This is a genomic window from Paenarthrobacter sp. CAP02, assembly GCF_040137855.1.
In the GTDB taxonomy this organism is placed as follows: Bacteria; Actinomycetota; Actinomycetes; order Actinomycetales; family Micrococcaceae; genus Arthrobacter.
The window spans coordinates 210,117-228,992 of record NZ_JBEEII010000001.1 but is presented as its reverse complement, the minus strand read 5'-3'; the positions used below and the strand labels follow the sequence as shown (position 1 = coordinate 228,992).

The following is an 18,876-nucleotide window of genomic DNA, read 5'->3' as shown; positions in this document are numbered from 1 at the left end:
GCTTCCCCGCTCATGTGGAGGAGCGCTTGCCCGACAAGGCATCCAGCACCCCGCGGAGGTCAAGCTTTCCTTCGGCGGAGCGGCCCAGCACCGCCCCGATCGCCATGAACAGGGCTGTCAGCAGCAGGCCCCAGAACCCGAAAGCCAACGAAACGACAGCCAGGACCGCGCCCACGGCCAGGCCGGTGATGGTGGGGCTCATGCGACCCTCGGCTCACGCCCGGCATCATCGGCGTCTGCATCTTCAGAAGGGACATGGATGTCCGTGATCGTGATGTTGACTTCCGTTACTTCCATGCCCACCAGGTCCTCGATTGCCGTATAAACGGCGTCGCGGGCGTTATCAGCCACTTCCTGGAGCGGGTGCGGGTACTCGACGACCAGGGTGACGTCGACTGCCACTTGGGTCTGGCCAACTTCAACGCTGACACCTTGCGTGAGGTCTTTCTGGCCGACCTTTTCACGGAGTGTTCCGATAGCCCTGGCTGCGCCGCCGCCGAGGGCGTGGACACCGGGGATTTCCTGGATGGCGATACCGGCGATCTTGGCAACGACGCCGTCGGCGACGGTCGTGGCTCCGCGCCCGTCCTTACCCTTATCCAGTGCCCCTGCCGGGGTGGTGGCGGCGGTGTTCTTGGCCGGTACGTCTGCCGGGGTGTGCGTCTGAACGGTCATGGCATTGACTCCTATGCGTTGGGTTTGCGGTGGGTTTGCGTTGGGTGCGGCGCCTGGTGCGCCGTCATGAACTAGACGTTCCGGCGCAGCGATTCCTCACGCCCCGTTTTGTGTGACGTGCATCACTGGTGTTTCCTTGCAGTGGAATCATGTAGTTAGATTGCCATATAACTAGCCAATCAAGTTACATCTGTCCTTGGAGGAAGCGCTATGACTGTTGCATTGACGACGGGAACGACGGCCCAAGCTCTTCCCGGGCCTGTGCAGGAGGGTGCCCCCTCCCTGTCTGCACCATCGCGGCGAACCATGTTGCTGGACGACGTCTGGGCGGCCTCGGCGCGGATCGAGAGCCTGCAGTGGGAAATGGACGGAGCAGAGGATTCTTTGTTGCGGGCCATGAGAAGCGCGGCCGCGGCAGGAGCGCAGCTCCCCGATCTTGCGATCGCTTCAGGGCTGGGCTTCGCCGACATTGAGCGCCTGCTAAACAGCGGCCCCGCTCAGGCGGGTCCGGCGGAGATCGGAAATTCTTGAGCCAATCTTGAGATGACCCGGCGGGGTTCTTGAGGGCCCGGTCCGATGGTTGAAACATCAGCCAACAGAGTTGATGGAACTTCCAGGAAGGACCACCGAGATGCCTGACCAGATCACCGCCCTGTCCGTCAGTGCCGGCCCGGCGCCTGTCACGTCCAGCCCGCTCGCCGGAACGGCCGAGACTTCCCGGCACGCAGCCGAGGTCCCGGGCCAGACCCGGGCCGTGGTGAGCGTACGCGAGCAGTTCAACCCGCTCGGCGTGGGCCTGAGGAGTATCTGGCCTCAGTCGGTGGTCGGGTTCTAAAGCCCGCAAACGAGTTGTGGCGGGCAGGCACCCAAGGTGCCTGCCCGCCGTCGTTAATGCGGTGGCTTGGACAACGATCGAATGGCACCATGGAGTGCAGGCGATAGCTAAGGAGGCTTGTCATCAAAGAGGAGATGAAGAAGGCGGCTGATGTGGCCGAGGACGCCTCGAACTCCCGTGCCTTCGAAATCGTTGCCAGAACCGGCTTTGCCGTGAGTGGGTTGTTGCATCTGCTCATCGGTGTCATCGCCTTGCAACTGGCGTTCGGGCGTACGGGTGAAGCCGATGTGTCCGGGGCTGTGGCATCCCTGGCTAACCAACCTGCCGGTCCGTTCCTGCTCTGGGCCTGCTTCGCTGCTTGTACAGCGTTGGCGCTGTGGCAGTTGGGCAACGCCGTCCTGGGTTACCGCAGGAAGTCGGACAATAAGCCTGGCAAGCGGTTCTCCGCAGCTGGCCAGGCCCTGGTATTCGCCGCGCTCGCCGCCACGATCATTTCCTTCATCATGGGCAAAGGCCGGAACAGCCGGGAATCCACCAGCGACTGGACCCTAACGCTCCTGAAAGCTCCTTTCGGGGTTTTCCTGCTGGTCGCAGTGGGCGCGGGCATTGCCATCACGGGCATAGTTTTCGCAGTGCGTGGCTTCAAGCAAACGTTCACCCGGGACTTGTCCCTGTCGTCCAACCAGAGTGTGCGGAAGTTCCAAACCGGTGTTGGCGTGGTGGGCTACATTGCCAAAGGAATAGCCCTCTTCCTTGTGGGGCTCTTGGTGGTCATTGCAGCTTTGCGGGCCCAGCCCGAGCAATCCACGGGCCTGGACGGCGGCCTCAAGGCCCTCAAGGAGCAGCCGTACGGGCCATACCTTCTGGCGGCGGTTGCCGTTGGCCTTATTGCGTATGGGTTGTTCATGATGGTCAAGGCCAGGACTTTGCGGACGTAGATCCTGACAGAACGCGGCCCTGCCGCATCGGGGGCCTACGGAAGAACGACCAACGTAAAGAACCCGGAGGCTGCAGTGCAGTCCTCCGGGTTCTTTGCTGTATTCAGGTGTTACGGACGGCTGGAGCCCGAGGCTTCGTCGTCCGGCTCGGATGAGAACGGACGATCCTTCGGGGTGTCCTCCGTGTTGCGCTCATCAAGCTCGGCGTCAGCTGAAGGGACCGTCTTCTCGGCGTAGTCACCTTCGGTGTAGTCTCCGCCGGCGTCGTCCTTCAGCGTTTCCGGTGAAGCGCCTGCGTCACCGTAGTCGCCCTCAACATACTGGCCGTCCAGTTCCTCGCCGTTGGCGTCCCGATTCTGGTTGTTAGCCATGGTGTGCCCTGCGGTTGGTGAGGAGTCCCCAGATCAGCAGGACGATGATGGAGCCGCCGATGGCCAGCAGCCATGTGGTCAGCGAGAAGAATTCCTGCAGGCCCGTGCCAAAGATGAGGCCGCCGATCCAGCCACCCAGGAGGGCGCCTACGACGCCCAGCAGGAGGGTTACCAGCCAGCCGCCACCCTGGCGGCCGGGAAGAATAAGCTTTGCGATAGCGCCGGCCAAAAGACCGAGCAGTAGAAAACCAAAGAAACCCATTTTTGTTCCTTCTTTCTTGTTGATGGAAATTCCATGAACATTATGAAGAGGTTCAGTTCATCGGGCGCCTGTTCCAGTGTTCAGGCACCTTAATGGGGCCCTTGAAGGCCCTTTTCAATGCGGGGATTGGAACGGTTACAAAACCCCGATGAATTTGTTAACGACGGCCAATAAAGCACTCCTGCCGATTGGGTCGGTCTTGCTGCTACACCAGTAACGCTAGCCGCTCCGCGGACTAGTAGCAAGTAACCTGTCTAATTGTCGGCCTGCGGCCCCGCCACTGGGATCCAAGGATTTGCGGGCGGGTGGCTATGAACGGAGCCTTCAACACCCTCGGCTACCCCTTGGGGTTTCCCGCCGAACCGCTTCAGCTTGGCTTGGCCGAGGTTGCCTTGGTCTCCACCTGGAGCACCCTGTTGGTGGTCGATTAATAGGTCTTCTGATCCATCTTGTCCGGCCTTGGCATAACGGCTGGATGGTTGCTTCAAATTCAGCAAATGTTCACGGATCGGCACATTAGTAATGTGCGCGTGACAGCAGGTGCGCTACCCGGCTAGTGTCGAAGGATAAACACCTCGGAAGGAGTGATTGCTGTGAAAGGGAAGGCATTGTTCGCCGTTGGCGTGGCCGTCGGCTACGTGTGGGGATCAAAATCCTGGCCGGAGGTGTATCGCCGGCTTCGCGGGGGCACCGAGAAGGTCCTGAACAACCCCGACGTCCAGCAGAACGTCCACCAGGCTACTGAGGCTGTCCAGGAGTCTGTACCGGACATCCTGGACAACCTCTATGACGCGGGAAAGAAGCTGCTCGAGAAGGTCGAAACCCTGTTCCCGGGTATCAGCGCCCCAAAGTCAGGCCAGGATTCCAACTCCAAGCCCACTGTCACGACGGTGCCCACGGTCACGTCGGACGTCATCTCGGATCCCGCGTTGGATGACAGCACGGGCGCCGACTGGACGGACGAGGGCGGCGCCGCGCCGGAGGGACCTGCAACGAATACACGACCCCGCTCCTAGTTGGAGCGGTCAATGGACCGCAGGATCGCCTCGCCCAACTCCTTGGGCTTGGTGAACTGCGGCCAGTGGCCTGTTGGCAGGTCGATGTAGTCCACGTCCCGGATCCTCGCGAGCTCAGCCGTGAACGGATGCCCGGCGTCCATCCACTCCTTGAGGAGCGAGGACGGGAATTCGCAGGCGATGATCGTGGCGGGGACCTCGTAGCGCCGCACATCCTGTAGGTGTTGTTGGTCGAACGCGACACCCTTGGGCTGGGGAATCGCGCGGGCGCGGAAAGATTCGCGCAGTTCGTCGGTGAGGTCAACGAGGTCTTCCTCTTCGAAGGCTTCCCACGGCGGCAGCGGAATCTCGTCGCCGTCGTCGGGCAGTTCGTCATTGATGACACCGCCCTCGCCCAAGGGGCCGCTGTCCACGTAGATGGCGCGGGCTACGCGGTCCGGGCGGGCATCCGCCACGCCATGAATGATGGCCCCGCCGCCTGAGTGCCCTACCAGGATGACCTTGCCTTCGAGGGAGTCCACGGTGGAGGCAACGGCGTCGATGTGTGTCTGCAGGCCGATTCCCGCACGGCTTGCACCGGCCGACTCCAGTCCGGGCAGTGTGAGCGGATGAACTGTGTGCCCTGCTGCCACCAGTGGAGGCGTTACCTCCGCCCAGGATGAGGCGTCCAACCAGAAACCGGGTACAAGGATGATGTCCATGCCGGTACCCTACGGGAGCCCACCGACAGTATGTAAGGCCTCCCCGCCCTGCAGCCCCTCGGCCTGCATCGGATGCTAGTTGGATAGGGGTTGACGTGCCGTGGATCACGAGCCATAGTTATCGTATACGATTTCGTACCTGATAACGCTTGATGAAGCGTGCTCGCCGAAGAGGAGGACCCGTGACGCTGGAGTTCCGGACCCAGGAAGTCAACCAGGACATGCTGGCGCGGACGCGCAAAGTCATTGCCGTCCACATCAACTACCCCAGCCGCGCAGCCCAGCGGGGCCGCACGCCGCTGCAGCCCTCCTACTTCCTGAAGCCAGCAACGTCCCTGGCGCTTGGTACGGCCGACGCTCCGGGAACTGTTGAACGGCCCGCCGGTTGCGAGCTGCTCGGCTACGAAGGGGAGATCGCCTTGGTCATGGGCAAGGCCGCCCGCCGGGTAGGGCTGGAGGACGCGTGGAGCCATGTCCAGTGGGTTACAGCGTCCAACGACCTCGGCGTCTACGACCTCCGTTACGCGGACAAGGGCTCCAATGTCCGGTCCAAGGGCGGCGACGGCTTCACGCCTGTCGGTCCTGCACTGATCCCGGCAGACGCTGTGGATCCCGCTGCGCTGCGGATCCGGACCTGGCACAACAACGATCTCGTCCAGGACGACACCACGGAGGACCTGCTCTTCCCGTTCGCGCAGCTCGTCGCGGACCTCTCCCAGCTGCTCACCCTGGAAGAAGGCGACATCATCCTCACCGGCACCCCGGCCGGCGCGTCGGTCGCCCAGCCGGGAGACGTCGTCGAAATTGAGGTCACCGGCGGTGATTTCAGCAGCGGACGCCTGGTTACCAAGGTGACGGAAGGTACGACGCCGTTCGCGGACTTTGGTGCCCAGCCCAAGAGCGATGACACCCAGCGGGAAGAGGCATACGGTTCGCGGGAAGCTGCGGGTCTTGAGGCTTCGGAACCGGCGGCTGCCGCAAGTGTGCTGACGCCGGAGTTGAAAGCCAAGCTCGAATCCGTCGCGACGGCCACGTTGTCTTCGCAGCTGCGCAAGCGCGGCCTCAACAACGTCAGTATCGATGGGCTGCAGGCCACCCGCCCGGACCGCAAAGTTGTGGGCCTCGCTCGGACGCTGCGCTACGTTCCCAATCGGGAGGATCTCTTCAAGACCCACGGTGGCGGGTTCAATGCCCAGAAGCGCGCCATCGATTCCGTCAACGAAGGCGAAATCCTGGTCATGGAAGCCAGGGGAGAAAAGGGTACCGGCACGGTGGGGGACATCCTCGCGCTGCGGGCCCAGGTTCGCGGGGCAGCTGCGATCATCACCGACGGCGGCGTCCGCGACTACTCCGCCGTGGCCGATCTGGAGATGCCCACCTACTTCGCCAACCCGCACCCGGCCGTGCTGGGACGCAGGCATATCCCGTGGGATACGGACATCACCATCGCCTGCGGCGGGGCCACCGTGCAGCCCGGCGACATCATCGTGGCCGACTCCGACGGCATTCTGGTGATCCCGCCGGCCATCGCCGATGAACTCGTGGATGACTGCATTCAGCAGGAAAAGGAAGAGACGTTCATTTTCCAGATGGTCCAGGAAGGCAACAGCGTGGACGGGCTCTACCCGATGAACAAAGAATGGCAGGCGCGGTACGCGAAGTGGGTCACAGCCGAGTGGAACGCCACGCAAAGCCCGGAAGGAGCATCCGGTGACTGAAACCGCCGTCGGAAGTAAGTCCCAGCAGGCCTATGACGCCGTCAAGGCCAGGATCGTCGAGGGTACCTACACCCCGGGCTACCGGCTGGTGCTGGCGAAGATCGCCGAGGATCTGGGCTTCAGCGTGGTTCCCGTGCGCGAAGCAATCCGCCGTCTGGAGGCCGAAGGGCTGGTGAAGTTCGAACGCAACGTCGGTGCGACGGTGTCCGGAATCGACCCCACCGAGTACCTGTACACGATGCAGACCCTCAGCATCGTCGAGGGTGCGGCTACTGCGCTGTCCGCACCTCTGATCGATGCCGTTGCCATAGAACGCGCACGGGCGGTAAACGCAGAAATGCGTGAATGCCTGGACCACTTTGATCCCGTCCGCTTCACAACACTGAACCAGGATTTCCACAGTGTCCTCTTTGAACACTGCCCCAATCCACACATCCTTGACCTCGTCCATCGGGGCTGGAACAGGCTGGCGTCCCTGCGCTCGTCCACGTTCCGCTTCGTGCCCGGCCGGGCCCAGGAATCCGTGCGCGAACACGAGGCACTGCTGCAGCTCATCGAGGGCGGAGCAGATGCCGACACCATCGAAAAAGCAGCCCGACAACACCGCGCCGCCACCCTGGACGCTTACCTCTCCACAGCAAAGAACCAGTAAAGGACTTCAACGATGACGACCTCAGTAGAAACCAGCAAGCATTACATCCCCGAGAACCTCCCCACGCACATCCAGCACTTCATCAACGGCGAGTTCGTTGACTCTCTTTCAGGCAAGACCTTCGACGTCCTGGACCCCGTATCCAACGGCAATTACGCCACGGCCGCCGCCGGCCAGAAGGAAGACATCGACCTCGCCGTCGCCGCAGCCCGCGAAGCATTTGTGAACGGTCCCTGGCCGAAGATGAAGCCCCGCGAACGTGCCCGTGTGCTGAACAAGATCGCCGATGCTGTCGAGGCCCAGGAAGCCCGCCTCGCCGAACTCGAAACCTTTGATACCGGCCTGCCGATCACCCAGGCCAAGGGCCAGGCCCTCCGCGCCGCCGAGAACTTCCGCTTCTTCGCGGACCTGATCGTTGCCCAGTTCGACGACGCCATGAAGGTCCCGGGCTCACAGATCAACTACGTCAACCGCAAGCCGATCGGCGTCGCTGGCTTGATTACGCCGTGGAATACCCCGTTCATGCTCGAGTCCTGGAAGCTCGCACCGGCCCTGGCAACCGGCAACACCGTGGTCCTCAAGCCGGCCGAGTTCACGCCGCTATCTGCCTCCCTGTGGGCGCAGATCTTCAAGGATGCAGGCCTGCCCGACGGCGTGTTCAACCTGGTCAACGGCCTGGGCGAGGAAGCCGGGGACGCCTTGGTCAAGCACCCTGACGTACCGCTGATTTCCTTCACGGGCGAGACCACCACCGGACAGACGATCTTCCGGAACGCCGCCGAAAACCTCAAAGGCCTGTCCATGGAGCTCGGCGGCAAGTCGCCCTGTGTGGTGTTCGCCGACGCTGATCTGGACGCAGCCATTGATTCGGCCCTTTTCGGGGTGTTCTCCCTCAACGGCGAACGTTGCACCGCCGGTTCCCGCATCCTGGTTGAGCGGGCCATCTACGACGAGTTCTGTGAAAAGTACGCCGCCCGCGCCAAGAACATCGTGGTGGGCGATCCCCACGATCCCAAGACCCAAGTGGGTGCGCTCGTCCACCCTGAGCACTACGAGAAGGTCGCATCGTACGTGGAGATCGGCAAGTCCGAAGGCCGCCTCCTGGCCGGTGGCGGCAGGCCCGACCACCTGCCCGAAGGCAACTACATCGCACCCACGGTGTTTGCCGACGTTGCGCCTGACGCCCGGATCTTCCAGGAAGAAATCTTCGGTCCGGTCGTGGCCATCACGCCGTTCGAGAACGACGACGAAGCCCTCGCCTTGGCGAACAATACCAAGTACGGCCTGGCGGCCTACATCTGGACCCAGAACCTGACCCGTGCGCACAACTTCTCCCAGAACGTCGAAGCCGGCATGGTGTGGCTCAACAGCCACAACGTCCGTGACCTCCGCACCCCGTTCGGCGGTGTGAAAGCCTCCGGCCTGGGCCACGAGGGCGGTTACCGTTCCATCGACTTCTACACCGACCAGCAGGCCGTGCACATCACCCTCGGCTCAGTCCACACCCCCAAATTCGGCGCCTAAGACCTTTCAACGAAGAGAGACCATCATGAGCAACCCCTTCACCGGCCCCATCCCCGCTCCCACGGTTCCTGCTCCGGACATTGTCCGCTGCGCGTACCTGGAACTCGTGGTCACGGACCTCGCCAAGTCCCGTGCTTTCTACGTGGACCTCCTGGGCCTGCACGTGACCGAGGAAGACGAGAACACCATCTACCTGCGCTCCTTCGAGGAGTTCATCCACCACAACCTGGTCCTCCGCAAGGGCCCGGTCGCCGCAGCCGCTGCCTTCGCCTACCGCGTGAAGTCCCCGGCCGAGGTCGACGCCGCCGAGGCCTACTACCGCGAACTCGGCTGCCGGGTGGAGCGCCGCAAGGAAGGCTTCACCAAGGGTGTGGGCGACTCCGTCCGCGTGGAAGATCCCCTGGGCTTCCCGTACGAGTTCTTCTACGACGTTGAGCACGTCGAGCGCCTCACCCAGCGCTATGACCTCTACTCCGCCGGAGAACTGGTCCGCCTGGACCATTTCAACCAGGTCACCCCCGACGTTCCCCGCGGCCGGAAGTACCTGGAGGACCTCGGCTTCCGCGTCTCTGAGGACATCAAGGACTCCGACGGCGTCACGTACGCTGCGTGGATGCACCGCAAGCAGACCGTGCACGACACCGCCCTGACCGGCGGCAACGGGCCGCGCCTGCACCACATCGCGTTCTCCACCCACGAGAAGCACAACATCATCCAGATCTGCGACAAGATGGGCGCCCTGCGCATCTCCGACAGGATCGAACGCGGCCCCGGACGCCACGGTGTGTCCAACGCGTTCTACCTCTACATTTTGGACCCGGACGGGCACCGCGTGGAGATCTACACCCAGGATTACTACACCGGCGACCCGGACAACCCCACCGTCACCTGGGACGTCCACGACAACCAGCGCCGCGACTGGTGGGGCAACCCCGTGGTCCCGTCCTGGTACACCGAGGCCTCCCTGGTCCTGGACCTCGATGGCAACCCGCAACCGGTCATCGAGCGGACTGATGCTTCTGAGATGGCTGTCACCGTGGGCGCCGACGGCTTCTCCTACACCCGCCCCGACGCGGCCTCCGGCGAGGCTGCAGAGGGCTTCAAGCTCGGGGCGCAGGTCTAAACCATGATGGACGCGAAGACGATCGAAGCCATTGCCGACGAACTCCTTGAGGCGAACCGCAACCGCAAGCCGGTGCCGCGCCTGACCGCACGCTACCCGGAGATGACGGTGGAGGATTCCTACGCCGTACAGCAGTTGTGGCGGCAACGGAACGAGGAAGCCGGGCGGACGCTGGTAGGGCGCAAGATCGGCCTCACGTCCAAAGCCATGCAGGCCGCCACGGGCATCACCGAACCGGACTACGGCGCGATTTTCGATGACATGGTCCTCGAAACCGGGTGCTCCGTGGAATGGGACCGGTACACGCATCCGCGGGTGGAGGTGGAGCTGGCCTTCGTCCTCAAGTCCGCCTTGAAGGGGCCGGGCTGCACCATCTTCGACGTCCTCAACGCCACCGACTACGTGGTTCCGGCCCTCGAAATCCTGGACTCCAGGATCGAAATGGAGGGCCGGACCATAGTGGACACCATCTCTGACAACGCCGCCATGGGTGCGATGGTGATCGGTGGGCGGCCGGTGCGTCCCGACGCCGTCGACCTCCGCTGGGTGTCGGCGATCCTCTACAAAAACCAGACCGTGGAAGAGACCGGGGTCGCTGCCGGAGTGCTCGATCACCCGGCCAACGGGGTGCACTGGTTGGCCAACAAGATCGCCGCGCACGGTGATTCGATGAAGGCCGGAGATATCATCCTGGCGGGCTCGTTTACCAGGCCGTTGTGGGTGTACAAAGGGGATACCGTTCACGCGGACTATGGACCGTTGGGAGTTGTGACATGTCACTTCAGCTGAGCCCTACCTTTTATTCGGCCCTTGCTTCCGCTGGCCGTCCACTCGCCGGCATGTGGGTGTGCTCCGGCAGTCCATTGGTAGCGGAAATCTGCGCCGGGTCCGGACTGGATTGGGTGCTGATCGACGCCGAGCACAGCCCCAACGGCCTCGAATCGATCCTCGCCCAGCTGCATGCCGTCAGCGGATACCCCGTCCAGGCCATGGTCCGGCCGCCGGTGAACGACACCGTGGTCATCAAGCAATACCTGGACCTCGGCGTGCAGAACCTCATGGTGCCCATGGTGAACTCGGCGTTCGAGGCGTCTGCCGCCGTTGCTGCGGTGAGGTATCCGCCGCATGGGGTCCGCGGCGTGGGATCCGCCTTGGCCCGTTCCTCGCGCTGGAACCGTGTTCCCGACTACCTTGGCTCCGCGTCGAATTCCATCAGCCTCACGGTCCAGATCGAATCCGAGGCTGCGGCATCGGCTGTGGAGGAGATCCTGGCCGTCGACGGCGTCGACGGCATCTTCCTGGGGCCCTCGGATCTCGCCGCCTCCATGGGGTTGCTGGGACAGCAGGAAAACCCGTTGGTGAGGGCCGTCGTCGAGCATTGCCTTGAAGCCGCCAAAGCGGCCGGTAAGCCTGCCGGCGTGAACGCCTTCAACCCCGATACCGCCCACGCCTACCTCGACGCCGGTGCCTCCTTTGTGCTGGTCGGCGCCGACGTTGCGGTGCTGGCGAGGGCGTCCGAAGGGTTCGCTTCAACGTTCATCCCGGTTCCCGAAACGGCCGAGCGCGAGAGCTACTGACGGGACTACTTCCGGGCCATGTACCACTCGGTGAATTCGCGGGCACGGCCGTCGTCGGCGAAGCGGATGACCCAGAGGTTGTCGTACGTGGGGTCGCCGTTGAGGTACGTGGTGAGGCCCTGGACGAACGCTGTGTCTCCGTCCTGGCCCAGGAGAGTCCATTCAAACGTCCAGTCCTCCGGCTGATCGGCCGAATCGCCGGACCAGTGCTGAACGATCTCATCATGCCCGTGCCACGGTTTCTCGGTGTTTGGCCGGTCGTAGTAGACGGCGTCCTCGGTGAACATGGCCCGGATATCGTCGGGCTCATTCGAGGTCCACGCTTGCAGGTACAGATCCATCCATGCGTTTACGTCGCTCATCCCACCGTTCTACCGTCTGCGGCCGTCGGGTTCAACGGGTTCTCCCCCCGCAGTGGACGACGCCGGCCCGTCAGTCTTCGTCGAGCGTCTCCGTCAGGTGGTGGGTTGGGATGCGGTCCCGGTCGTAGGTGATTTCGGTGTAACCGTGCGGCTGGGGACGGCCATCGGCGCCAAGGTTCACGAAGACAATTTCCTCGATGGTCAAGATGGCCTGACGGGTGATCATGTTGCGGACTTCCGCGCGCATGGTCAGCGAGGTACGGCCGAAACGCTTCGCCGTCAGACCCATCTCGATGAGGTCACCCTGGACCGCGGAGCTCACAAAGTTGATCTCCGAAATGTACTTCGTGACCGCCCGGCCGTTGCCCAGCTGGAGGATGGCATAGATCGCTGCCTCTTCATCGATCCACTTCAGCAGGCTGCCACCGAAGAGAGTGCCGTTGGCGTTGAGGTCCTCGGGCCGCACCCATTTGCGGGTGCGAAAGGTGATGTCTGCTTTTTCCATATCCCGAGATTATCGAACTGCCGCCGACTCCGCTTGATGTTGCTTGGCTACGCGGCTCCGCTCAGGCCATCGCCGTGTGCGAGGCACTGTGCGAATCAAGCCGCTTGGAGTAGCAGTAGGACTCGTCGACGCCCACATACGGACCAAAATTGGGCACGGCCGCGAACCCGGCGCTTTCATAGAAGCTCCGACCATCCGATTGGGCCGAGCCCGCCTCCGCCGCGATCACGGTGAATCCGTGGGAGTGCGCCTGGGCTTCGAGAGCTGCCAGGATGGAGCTCGCCACTCCCGAACCCCGGGCGTAGGGGACCACGTACAACCTCTTGATTTCGGCCGTGTTCTCGTCCAGCATCCTGAGCCCACCGCAGCCCAAGGGCTGGCCTGAGCATTTCTCATAAGCCACGACGAACACCGCAGTGTCCGCTTCCGACGGCGGTGGTCCTGGCTCATGGTCGGTGCTACCGAAACGGGAGTCCAATTCGGCTTGCTGTGCGGCCCGGAGGTCGGCGCCCACGGGGTTGGCCCACGTGACCTGCCGGATGTTGAGCCGTGGGTTGGTCTGCATTTCTGCCTCAATTCGCCGGGTTTCGTCGGAGGTGTCTATGCGTCTCAAGCCTAAGGAGCGGTGGTTACCACGGTGTTTCCTGCGCGTAAGCGTCGGGAGAAATGCTGGCTGCCGCGTTGCGGGGCCCGGTCTGCACCTTTCGGAGTGGTTTTAGGGTGAAGAGCAGGCCTCGCAGTTTCAGATCAGGGTTGGAGGGCCTCGCCCGTGGGGTCCTCGGCGGTTTGGTCCGAGAGGGCCATACCGCCCACCGGCATCTGGTCCCAGTGAAGGACTTTCCAGCCGTTCTCCGGGTCGCCTTCAAGCGCGACGATTCCCGTGTTTGGGAGCTGGTGCGTTTCGGCGAACACGGTGTCGATGTCCGTTGCCCGTCGTCCCGCCCAGCAGCGGATCGCGGCACCGTGGCTGACGATCACAGCTGTCGAATGCCCTGCGGCGGCAACTTTTTCAACCGAAGCATCGAAGCGGGCGAAGAAGTCATGGCCGTTGAAAGCTCCCGGCATGCGCACGTCCAGGTCGCCGTCCGTCCAGGCAAAGACTGTGCCCATGTAGCGCATGTGCGATTCATGGTCGCTCTTCTTCTCGAGGGCGCCGGCTTCGATTTCGTGGACGCCCTCCAGGATCTCCGGTTCCAAGCCTGTAGCCTTCGCCAAGGGTGCCACGGTCCGCTGGGTCCGCAGCAGGGTGGAGGTGTAAAGGGCCTCAATGCCTTCGCCCGCCAACGCAGCCGGCAACGCAGCCGCCTGTCGCTCCCCAAGTTCGGTCAGGCCAGGTCCAGGAAAAGCCGTGTCCAACTGGCCAGCAACATTTCCGGGGGTCTGTCCGTGCCTGATCAACAGGAGCTTCATGGCCGCTCCGCTCCTCTACGTCTAGCTGTTCGGGTGTGGACTGGCTGCGCTCCTGCCCGGTTGCTTCAAGCCAATCAGCTGCATGAGCCCGGCCAAAGCCCGACACGCCGTGTCTCGAACCCTGGGACGGGATGCTGAGGAAAACAACTGGGAAGGAGCGCTCTTCCGCCTGCCCACTGATACGCCCACGACGCGTTAAACGCCGACGGCGGGACGAGGCACCCAGCCCCGGCCCGCCGTCGTCGTGCGTTCCGCTTTACCGCAAGTGATCCACTTACTGCAGGTGGTCCACGAGTTTGTCGGCGATGCCGGTGTACTTACCCGGGGTCAGTGCCAGCAGGCGTGCTTCGGCGTCGGCTGAGAGGCCCAGGCCTTGCACGAATTCCTGCATGCGGGCACCGTCCACGCGCTGGCCGCGGGTGAGGTCCTTGAGGCGTTCATACGGGTTTTCCATGCCTTCAACACCGGCAATGGCCTCTGCGCGCATGACCATCTGGATGGCTTCGCCGAGCACTTCCCAGTTGGTGTCGAGGTCGCCTGCGAGGACTTCCTCGGCCACGTCGAGTGCCTTGAGGCCCTTGGCCACGTTGGAGATCGCAAGCAGCGAGTGCCCGAAGGCCACCCCGATGTTGCGCTGGGAGGAGGAATCCGTGAGGTCGCGCTGCCAGCGGGAAGTAACCAGCGTTGCTGCCAGGGTGTCCAAAAGGCCGTTGGAGATCTCAAGGTTGGCTTCGGCGTTCTCGAAGCGGATCGGGTTGACCTTGTGCGGCATGGTCGAGGAACCTGTGGCGCCCGCAACTGGGATCTGGCGGAAGTAGCCGATGGAGATGTAGCTCCAGATATCCGTGCAGACGTTGTGCAGGATGCGGTTGAACCGTGCCATGTCTGCGTAGAGCTCAGCCTGCCAGTCGTGGCTTTCGATCTGGGTGGTCAGCGGGTTCCAGGTGAGCCCGAGGCCTTCCACGAACGACTTGGCGACGCCTTCCCAGTCCGCACCCGGGACGGAGGCGACGTGGGCGGCGTAGGTGCCGGTAGCGCCGTTGATCTTGCCCAGGTATTCGGTCTTGGAGATACGTGCCAGCTGGCGGTTCAGGCGGTGCGCAATGACGGCCAGTTCCTTGCCGAGCGTGGTGGGCGTAGCTGGCTGGCCGTGGGTGCGCGACAGCATGGGAACAGAGCGGTTCGCTTCCGCCATGGCTTCGATCTGCTGGACGAGCGCCGTGGCATTGGGCAGCCACACGTTCTCCACTGCACCCTTGATGCCGACGGCGTAGGAGAGATTGTTGACGTCCTCGGACGTGCAGCCGAAGTGCACCATGGCCGTCAGGTGCTCAATGCCGATGGCGGGCAGGCGGCGGGCGATGTAGTACTCGACAGCCTTGACGTCGTGGACAGTGACGGCCTCGATTTCGGCAAGCTCGTTGACCGAGGCGGCGTCGAATTCGCTAACGATGGCGCGCAGCTTGGCGTTCTGCTCGTCCGACAGGGGACCGGCGCCCGGCAATACCGACTGGCTGGTCAGGTGGATCAGCCACTCGACTTCGACGTGAACGCGATCGCGGTTCAGGGCCGCCTCGGACAGGTAGTCGACGAGGGGCGCGACGGCGGCACGGTAGCGGCCGTCAAGGGGGCCAAGGGCGAGGGGTTCGGAAGCGAGGGACACGCGAGGGGATTCAGCCATGATGCCTATTCTTTCATGCCCGGCACGGAGGCCGGGAGTTGGTGACGGGGCTATGTGGACAGCCCTTCGGGTTATCCACATACACGACGGCGGCGCTTCCGCCAGGTGGTGCCGCTCCGTAGCGTCGTACCAACCGATCAGCCCAACCAATCAAGGGAGAACAAGGACATGAGCGTCGGCTTGATGCCTGCAGCCAACCCGCCGGTTTTCGATTCCCTGGAATGCGCGTCCCGTAGCCATGAAGTCCAGAGGCTCGCATGGCGAATCAAGGCTTGCGTTGACCAAGCAGATGCTGTCCTGGCAACACTGCGACGCGCGCAGCTGGACCACTGGCTGTCCCCGGCCGGACGCGCCTACCGGACCACTATTGCGGTGCACGCGTCTGCGCTCATGCGCGCCCGGGAGTCGTTGGATTCCGCGGCGGCCCTGGTTCTCCGGCACTCGCAGAACGTGTCCGTCTCGGGCGAAAGGGGTCCTTGATGTCCGACGCAGCTCCGGTGGGTGCCGATGAAGCTCCGAGGCCCGTGCCGCCTGCTCCCGACGGACCCCTCGCCATCAGGGGCGGTGTAGGTGGGGTGTCGTTCCAACTGGAGGAACTGCTGAGGGGCGCCAGCCAGCTTGATGATTTGGTACAACAACTTCTTCGGATCGAGGAGGAGACGCGTCGTGTCCAGGATGATTTGGAGCCCTTCCTCTACGACTCCTATGGTTCCGGCTGCGAGGCCATCAATGCGGTGGCCGATAGCCGAAAGGACGTGGGGCGAGTGCGCCAGGAACTGGTGGACGTCAGTTCCGATGTGCGGGCGAGCCACCGGGACTATGTCGAGGCGGAAGCCAAGGCCGCGCTTCCGCGGATCCTCAGCATTGAGGAGATGCGTTTGTCCAGCCCGCCCTGGCCCCCGGGCCGGGAAATGACGAGCGATCTCGCATCAGCCATTGTGCCGTTTTGGCTTGGAACGCGTGGGGCTGTGCGGAATGTCCTTGAGTCGCCGTTCGGTCCTGACATGCGCCCGAGGCCTGTGAGCGTGGAAAGAACCACCGAAACTGTGGAGAACGTGGAGCCGACCATGGGGGCGAGCCTCCGCCGGCTGGAGCAGCTCCATGCCCGGGGAGACGGCGAGATCGAGATCATCCGCCTTGGGAACAATGGCCAGACAACATGGATGGTCCTGATTCCCGGCACCCAACCCGATTCCGCGGCCACCAACCCTTTCGATATGCAGGGAATCGGGGAAGGGCTGGGTTACGACTCTGAAGCGATCATCCCGGCCGTAAGCCAAGCACTCCACGAAGCTGGTGCCGGGACTGGAGACCAGGTCGTCGCCGTGGGGCATAGCCAAGGAGGGATCCATGCCATGAACCTCGGCCAGAACAAGGCGTTCCTCAGTGAATTCGACCTCAAGTACGTGCTGACGGCCGGAGCACCCGTCGGGGGGATCACAACTGAACCTGGAATCAGTTCTCTGCATTTGGAACATGCCCAGGACTGGGTTCCCGGCACTGACGGCCGGATGAATCCGGACACGAAGGACAGGGTCACTGTAACGCTCAACAACGAGGTCAGGACGCCCGAGGGGGAAGGGCTAGGACTCGGGCCAGGGCACAACCAGGAGTACTACGCGGAAGGTGCGGACTTGGTGGGTGCAAGCCATGACGCATCCCTGATGGCGTCCACCGCGGTATTCGCCAGCGTCGTAGGGGCCGGCGGAGCAGCCAAGGTCACCCGCTACAAACTGACAAGGGCGCCCCTGCCGTTACCGTCATCGGACACAAACCCGGACGCGCCACCAACGGTCCGGGAGGCGAAAACGGCGGCCGGGGCACGGTAGGTCGGCCTGTATTTAGCGTTTCCGGGCTCCAGGGATGAGCCCGGCCACCATGGAAATGATGCTGATGATGATTGAGGCCAGAATGGCGGTCCAGAAGAAGGAGTCAAGGGTGAGGTGTACTGGGGTGAAGCTGCTAAGCCAAGCCGTCAGGTACAGCATCGCGGCATTGATGACGATGGTGAACAGGCCAAGTGTCAGGATGGTCACCGGGAGGGACAGCAGCCTCACCAGGGGCCGGACAAAGGCGTTCACCACACCGAAAATCAGTCCGATGAACAAATACGCCAGGACGATGCCTGCTGTGTCTGCCCCTTGGGTCAGTCCCGCGTTCGTGGCAGCCTTCTCGGTGGCGTTGGTGGTGATGTCCATGCCATCCAACAACCACGTGGCTACCCAGAGGGCGAGCCCGTTGATCAGGACGCGAATAATGAATGAACCCATGGCCCCATGCTTTCACACGGACCTGTTAAAGGGCTCGGCATCTCCCGCGGTTGGGCAAGTAGGCTTGAGGCCATGACTACTACTGACAACGCACCGGAGGGCGTAATCCCTCGTCCGGTCGTAGACAGGCTCCCTAAATACGCGGCAGGTAAACCACCAGCCCCGATTGAGGGCCTCACCAGCTACAAATTGTCGTCCAACGAAAACCCGCTGCCGCCGATTCCTGCAGTGTTGCAGGCCATCGCCGACCAGTCCGATATTAACCGCTACCCGGATCCGCTGGCCACAAAGCTCCGTAACGCCCTGGCCGGATTCCTTGACGTCCCCGCTGACGATGTTGTTACGGGTGCGGGCAGCCTTGGCGCGCTGAACCAGATCCTCGCCACCTTTGCCGGACAAAACGACGACGGGAAGCCGGATGAAGTCATCTACGCGTGGCGTTCCTTTGAGGCCTACCCCATTTGCGTAGGTCTCGCCGGCGCCGCCAGTGTCCAGATACCGTTGCTGGCAGATGGTCGGCACGATCTCGACACCATGGCTTCGGCGGTTACAGTGCGCACAAAAGTCATCCTGCTTTGCACTCCGAACAACCCCACTGGGCCGATCCTCACCGCAGCGGAAACGGAGCGCTTCATCCAATCCGTTCCCTCAAACGTGGTGGTGGTGATCGATGAGGCCTACCAGGAGTTCGTCCGCAACGGTGATGCGGTGGACGGAATCAAGCTGTACCGGAAATACCCGAACGTCGTAGTGCTGAGGACCTTCTCCAAAGCGCACGGTTTAGCTGGATTGCGTGTGGGATACAGCGTTTCAGGTCCGTCGCTGACCCAGCACCTCAGGGTTACCGCGACTCCCTTCGCTGTTTCGCAAATTGCGGAGCGCGCAGCCGTGACGTCGATCGAGCATTTCGACCAGGTTGTGGAAAGGGTACAAAGCCTTGTGGAGGAGCGCGACCGCGTTTCTGCCGGGCTGAAGGAATTGGGCTGGTTCGTCCCTGAAGCCCAAGGCAACTTCGTTTGGTTGAATCTCGGCGAAAATAGTGCTGATTTTGCGGCGTTGGCGGCGGAACAGGCACTGTCGGTCCGAGCCTTCGCCAATGAAGGAGTCCGGGTAAGCATTGGCGAGGTTGAGGCCAATACCCGATTCCTGAATCTCTGTGCGAGTTATACAAAGGCGCCGCACGGTTCCTAGCGGTTAACAAATGCGCCTCCGTTACTTACTGCGGATAAAGTAAGGGACGAAAGCCAAAAGTATGC

The 18,876-nt window shown here is 62.8% G+C and carries 25 protein-coding genes; 14 read left to right on the top strand and 11 right to left on the bottom strand.

Going from position 1 to position 18,876, the window contains the following annotated elements:
- Positions 1 to 10: 10 nt before the first annotated feature.
- Complete coding sequence (locus tag ABHM97_RS01160) at positions 11 to 202, bottom strand: DUF2273 domain-containing protein (RefSeq protein WP_257370723.1); 192 nt, start codon at positions 200 to 202, stop codon at positions 11 to 13.
- A complete protein-coding gene (locus ABHM97_RS01155) occupies positions 199 to 675 on the bottom strand; it encodes an Asp23/Gls24 family envelope stress response protein (RefSeq protein ID WP_349469271.1) in 477 nt (158 codons plus the stop codon). The genes ABHM97_RS01160 and ABHM97_RS01155 overlap by 4 nt, the downstream gene beginning before the upstream one ends.
- Before the next feature lie 210 nt (positions 676 to 885).
- On the opposite strand from ABHM97_RS01155, the gene ABHM97_RS01150 reads away from it, so the two are divergent.
- From ABHM97_RS01150 to ABHM97_RS01140, 3 genes are all read left to right on the top strand, one after another.
- Positions 886 to 1,206, top strand: a complete 321-nt coding sequence (locus ABHM97_RS01150) for a hypothetical protein (protein WP_349469270.1) — start codon at positions 886 to 888, stop codon at positions 1,204 to 1,206.
- A 100-nt stretch (positions 1,207 to 1,306) separates the two neighbouring features.
- Entirely contained in the window at positions 1,307 to 1,510 is a 204-nt protein-coding gene (locus tag ABHM97_RS01145) for a hypothetical protein (protein WP_349469269.1), read from the top strand.
- A gap of 134 nt (positions 1,511 to 1,644) precedes the next feature.
- A complete protein-coding gene (locus ABHM97_RS01140; protein WP_349469268.1) occupies positions 1,645 to 2,448 on the top strand; it encodes a DUF1206 domain-containing protein in 804 nt (267 codons plus the stop codon).
- A 110-nt stretch (positions 2,449 to 2,558) separates the two neighbouring features.
- Here the strand turns inward: ABHM97_RS01140 and ABHM97_RS01135 are convergent, their stop codons facing one another.
- Entirely contained in the window at positions 2,559 to 2,819 is a 261-nt protein-coding gene (locus ABHM97_RS01135; protein ID WP_349469267.1) for a hypothetical protein, read from the bottom strand.
- Positions 2,812 to 3,081: a GlsB/YeaQ/YmgE family stress response membrane protein gene (locus ABHM97_RS01130; protein ID WP_235521163.1), complete on the bottom strand. Its 270-nt coding sequence runs from the start codon at positions 3,079 to 3,081 to the stop codon at positions 2,812 to 2,814. Before ABHM97_RS01130 ends, ABHM97_RS01135 begins: the two co-directional genes overlap by 8 nt.
- Before the next feature lie 305 nt (positions 3,082 to 3,386).
- Here ABHM97_RS01130 and ABHM97_RS01125 point away from each other — a divergent pair, with 305 nt between their 5' ends.
- Both ABHM97_RS01125 and ABHM97_RS01120 read left to right on the top strand, forming a co-directional pair.
- Entirely contained in the window at positions 3,387 to 3,512 is a 126-nt protein-coding gene (locus ABHM97_RS01125; protein ID WP_349469266.1) for a hypothetical protein, read from the top strand.
- Positions 3,513 to 3,674: 162 nt separating this feature from the next.
- Positions 3,675 to 4,097 carry a hypothetical protein gene (locus ABHM97_RS01120; protein ID WP_349469265.1) on the top strand — a complete coding sequence of 141 codons (423 nt, stop codon included), beginning with the start codon at positions 3,675 to 3,677 and terminating at the stop codon, positions 4,095 to 4,097.
- Here the strand turns inward: ABHM97_RS01120 and ABHM97_RS01115 are convergent.
- Positions 4,094 to 4,798: an alpha/beta fold hydrolase gene (locus ABHM97_RS01115; RefSeq protein WP_235521159.1), complete on the bottom strand. Its 705-nt coding sequence runs from the start codon at positions 4,796 to 4,798 to the stop codon at positions 4,094 to 4,096. The two genes, ABHM97_RS01120 and ABHM97_RS01115, sit on opposite strands and share 4 nt — an antisense overlap.
- Positions 4,799 to 5,019: 221 nt before the next feature.
- Here ABHM97_RS01115 and ABHM97_RS01110 point away from each other — a divergent pair, with 221 nt between their 5' ends.
- The 6 genes from ABHM97_RS01110 to ABHM97_RS01085 are packed head-to-tail and all read left to right on the top strand — an operon-like array spanning position 5,020 to position 11,392.
- A complete protein-coding gene (locus ABHM97_RS01110; RefSeq protein WP_502921246.1) occupies positions 5,020 to 6,516 on the top strand; it encodes a fumarylacetoacetate hydrolase family protein in 1,497 nt (498 codons plus the stop codon).
- Positions 6,509 to 7,168 carry a GntR family transcriptional regulator gene (locus tag ABHM97_RS01105; protein ID WP_349469263.1) on the top strand — a complete coding sequence of 220 codons (660 nt, stop codon included), beginning with the start codon at positions 6,509 to 6,511 and terminating at the stop codon, positions 7,166 to 7,168. Before ABHM97_RS01110 ends, ABHM97_RS01105 begins: the two co-directional genes overlap by 8 nt.
- Before the next feature lie 12 nt (positions 7,169 to 7,180).
- Positions 7,181 to 8,692 (top strand): 5-carboxymethyl-2-hydroxymuconate semialdehyde dehydrogenase, encoded by a 1,512-nt coding sequence (gene hpaE / locus ABHM97_RS01100; RefSeq protein WP_235521155.1) that lies wholly within the window; start codon positions 7,181 to 7,183, stop codon positions 8,690 to 8,692.
- A gap of 25 nt (positions 8,693 to 8,717) precedes the next feature.
- Positions 8,718 to 9,815, top strand: coding sequence for a 3,4-dihydroxyphenylacetate 2,3-dioxygenase (hpaD, locus tag ABHM97_RS01095; RefSeq protein WP_349469262.1), 1,098 nt, complete (start codon positions 8,718 to 8,720; stop codon positions 9,813 to 9,815).
- Positions 9,816 to 9,818: 3 nt separating this feature from the next.
- A complete protein-coding gene (gene hpaH / locus ABHM97_RS01090) occupies positions 9,819 to 10,604 on the top strand; it encodes a 2-oxo-hept-4-ene-1,7-dioate hydratase (protein WP_235521150.1) in 786 nt (261 codons plus the stop codon).
- A complete protein-coding gene (locus ABHM97_RS01085; RefSeq protein ID WP_235521148.1) occupies positions 10,589 to 11,392 on the top strand; it encodes an HpcH/HpaI aldolase family protein in 804 nt (267 codons plus the stop codon). The genes hpaH and ABHM97_RS01085 overlap by 16 nt, the downstream gene beginning before the upstream one ends.
- 5 nt (positions 11,393 to 11,397) lie before the next feature.
- On the opposite strand, the gene ABHM97_RS01080 is transcribed toward ABHM97_RS01085, so the two are convergent.
- The 5 genes from ABHM97_RS01080 to purB all read right to left on the bottom strand — a co-directional run bounded on the left by ABHM97_RS01080 (position 11,398) and on the right by purB (position 15,350).
- On the bottom strand, positions 11,398 to 11,754 hold the full coding sequence (locus ABHM97_RS01080) for a nuclear transport factor 2 family protein (RefSeq protein WP_235521146.1): 357 nt from the start codon (positions 11,752 to 11,754) through the stop codon (positions 11,398 to 11,400).
- 70 nt (positions 11,755 to 11,824) lie between these two features.
- Positions 11,825 to 12,259, bottom strand: a complete 435-nt coding sequence (locus tag ABHM97_RS01075) for an acyl-CoA thioesterase (RefSeq protein WP_159706417.1) — start codon at positions 12,257 to 12,259, stop codon at positions 11,825 to 11,827.
- 61 nt (positions 12,260 to 12,320) lie between these two features.
- Positions 12,321 to 12,824: a GNAT family N-acetyltransferase gene (locus ABHM97_RS01070; RefSeq protein ID WP_211710764.1), complete on the bottom strand. Its 504-nt coding sequence runs from the start codon at positions 12,822 to 12,824 to the stop codon at positions 12,321 to 12,323.
- 182 nt (positions 12,825 to 13,006) lie between these two features.
- Positions 13,007 to 13,669, bottom strand: a complete 663-nt coding sequence (locus tag ABHM97_RS01065) for a histidine phosphatase family protein (RefSeq protein WP_257370737.1) — start codon at positions 13,667 to 13,669, stop codon at positions 13,007 to 13,009.
- A 274-nt stretch (positions 13,670 to 13,943) separates the two neighbouring features.
- Positions 13,944 to 15,350, bottom strand: coding sequence for an adenylosuccinate lyase (gene purB, locus ABHM97_RS01060; protein WP_235521143.1), 1,407 nt, complete (start codon positions 15,348 to 15,350; stop codon positions 13,944 to 13,946).
- A gap of 168 nt (positions 15,351 to 15,518) precedes the next feature.
- On the opposite strand from purB, the gene ABHM97_RS01055 reads away from it, so the two are divergent.
- Positions 15,519 to 15,830: a hypothetical protein gene (locus ABHM97_RS01055; protein ID WP_349469260.1), complete on the top strand. Its 312-nt coding sequence runs from the start codon at positions 15,519 to 15,521 to the stop codon at positions 15,828 to 15,830.
- A complete protein-coding gene (locus ABHM97_RS01050; protein WP_349469259.1) occupies positions 15,830 to 17,179 on the top strand; it encodes a hypothetical protein in 1,350 nt (449 codons plus the stop codon). Before ABHM97_RS01055 ends, ABHM97_RS01050 begins: the two co-directional genes overlap by 1 nt.
- Positions 17,180 to 17,191: 12 nt before the next feature.
- Here the strand turns inward: ABHM97_RS01050 and ABHM97_RS01045 are convergent, their stop codons facing one another.
- Positions 17,192 to 17,620, bottom strand: coding sequence for a phage holin family protein (locus ABHM97_RS01045; protein ID WP_257370741.1), 429 nt, complete (start codon positions 17,618 to 17,620; stop codon positions 17,192 to 17,194).
- Positions 17,621 to 17,692: 72 nt separating this feature from the next.
- On the opposite strand from ABHM97_RS01045, the gene ABHM97_RS01040 reads away from it, so the two are divergent.
- Complete coding sequence (locus tag ABHM97_RS01040; RefSeq protein WP_349469257.1) at positions 17,693 to 18,811, top strand: histidinol-phosphate transaminase; 1,119 nt, start codon at positions 17,693 to 17,695, stop codon at positions 18,809 to 18,811.
- The last annotated feature ends 65 nt before the right edge of the window (positions 18,812 to 18,876 follow it).

Coding starts and splice junctions, on each gene's coding strand:
- ABHM97_RS01160 (WP_257370723.1), bottom strand. CDS start 202: ATGAGCCCCACCATCACCGGCCTGGCCGTGGGCGCGGTCCTGGCTGTC.
- ABHM97_RS01155 (WP_349469271.1), bottom strand. CDS start 675: ATGACCGTTCAGACGCACACCCCGGCAGACGTACCGGCCAAGAACACC.
- ABHM97_RS01150 (WP_349469270.1), top strand. CDS start 886: ATGACTGTTGCATTGACGACGGGAACGACGGCCCAAGCTCTTCCCGGG.
- ABHM97_RS01145 (WP_349469269.1), top strand. CDS start 1,307: ATGCCTGACCAGATCACCGCCCTGTCCGTCAGTGCCGGCCCGGCGCCT.
- ABHM97_RS01140 (WP_349469268.1), top strand. CDS start 1,645: ATGAAGAAGGCGGCTGATGTGGCCGAGGACGCCTCGAACTCCCGTGCC.
- ABHM97_RS01135 (WP_349469267.1), bottom strand. CDS start 2,819: ATGGCTAACAACCAGAATCGGGACGCCAACGGCGAGGAACTGGACGGC.
- ABHM97_RS01130 (WP_235521163.1), bottom strand. CDS start 3,081: ATGGGTTTCTTTGGTTTTCTACTGCTCGGTCTTTTGGCCGGCGCTATC.
- ABHM97_RS01115 (WP_235521159.1), bottom strand. CDS start 4,798: ATGGACATCATCCTTGTACCCGGTTTCTGGTTGGACGCCTCATCCTGG.
- ABHM97_RS01110 (WP_502921246.1), top strand. CDS start 5,020: ATGCTGGCGCGGACGCGCAAAGTCATTGCCGTCCACATCAACTACCCC.
- hpaE (WP_235521155.1), top strand. CDS start 7,181: ATGACGACCTCAGTAGAAACCAGCAAGCATTACATCCCCGAGAACCTC.
- hpaD (WP_349469262.1), top strand. CDS start 8,718: ATGAGCAACCCCTTCACCGGCCCCATCCCCGCTCCCACGGTTCCTGCT.
- hpaH (WP_235521150.1), top strand. CDS start 9,819: ATGATGGACGCGAAGACGATCGAAGCCATTGCCGACGAACTCCTTGAG.
- ABHM97_RS01085 (WP_235521148.1), top strand. CDS start 10,589: ATGTCACTTCAGCTGAGCCCTACCTTTTATTCGGCCCTTGCTTCCGCT.
- ABHM97_RS01080 (WP_235521146.1), bottom strand. CDS start 11,754: ATGAGCGACGTAAACGCATGGATGGATCTGTACCTGCAAGCGTGGACC.
- ABHM97_RS01075 (WP_159706417.1), bottom strand. CDS start 12,259: ATGGAAAAAGCAGACATCACCTTTCGCACCCGCAAATGGGTGCGGCCC.
- ABHM97_RS01070 (WP_211710764.1), bottom strand. CDS start 12,824: ATGCAGACCAACCCACGGCTCAACATCCGGCAGGTCACGTGGGCCAAC.
- ABHM97_RS01065 (WP_257370737.1), bottom strand. CDS start 13,669: ATGAAGCTCCTGTTGATCAGGCACGGACAGACCCCCGGAAATGTTGCT.
- purB (WP_235521143.1), bottom strand. CDS start 15,350: ATGGCTGAATCCCCTCGCGTGTCCCTCGCTTCCGAACCCCTCGCCCTT.
- ABHM97_RS01055 (WP_349469260.1), top strand. CDS start 15,519: ATGAGCGTCGGCTTGATGCCTGCAGCCAACCCGCCGGTTTTCGATTCC.
- ABHM97_RS01050 (WP_349469259.1), top strand. CDS start 15,830: ATGTCCGACGCAGCTCCGGTGGGTGCCGATGAAGCTCCGAGGCCCGTG.
- ABHM97_RS01045 (WP_257370741.1), bottom strand. CDS start 17,620: ATGGGTTCATTCATTATTCGCGTCCTGATCAACGGGCTCGCCCTCTGG.
- ABHM97_RS01040 (WP_349469257.1), top strand. CDS start 17,693: ATGACTACTACTGACAACGCACCGGAGGGCGTAATCCCTCGTCCGGTC.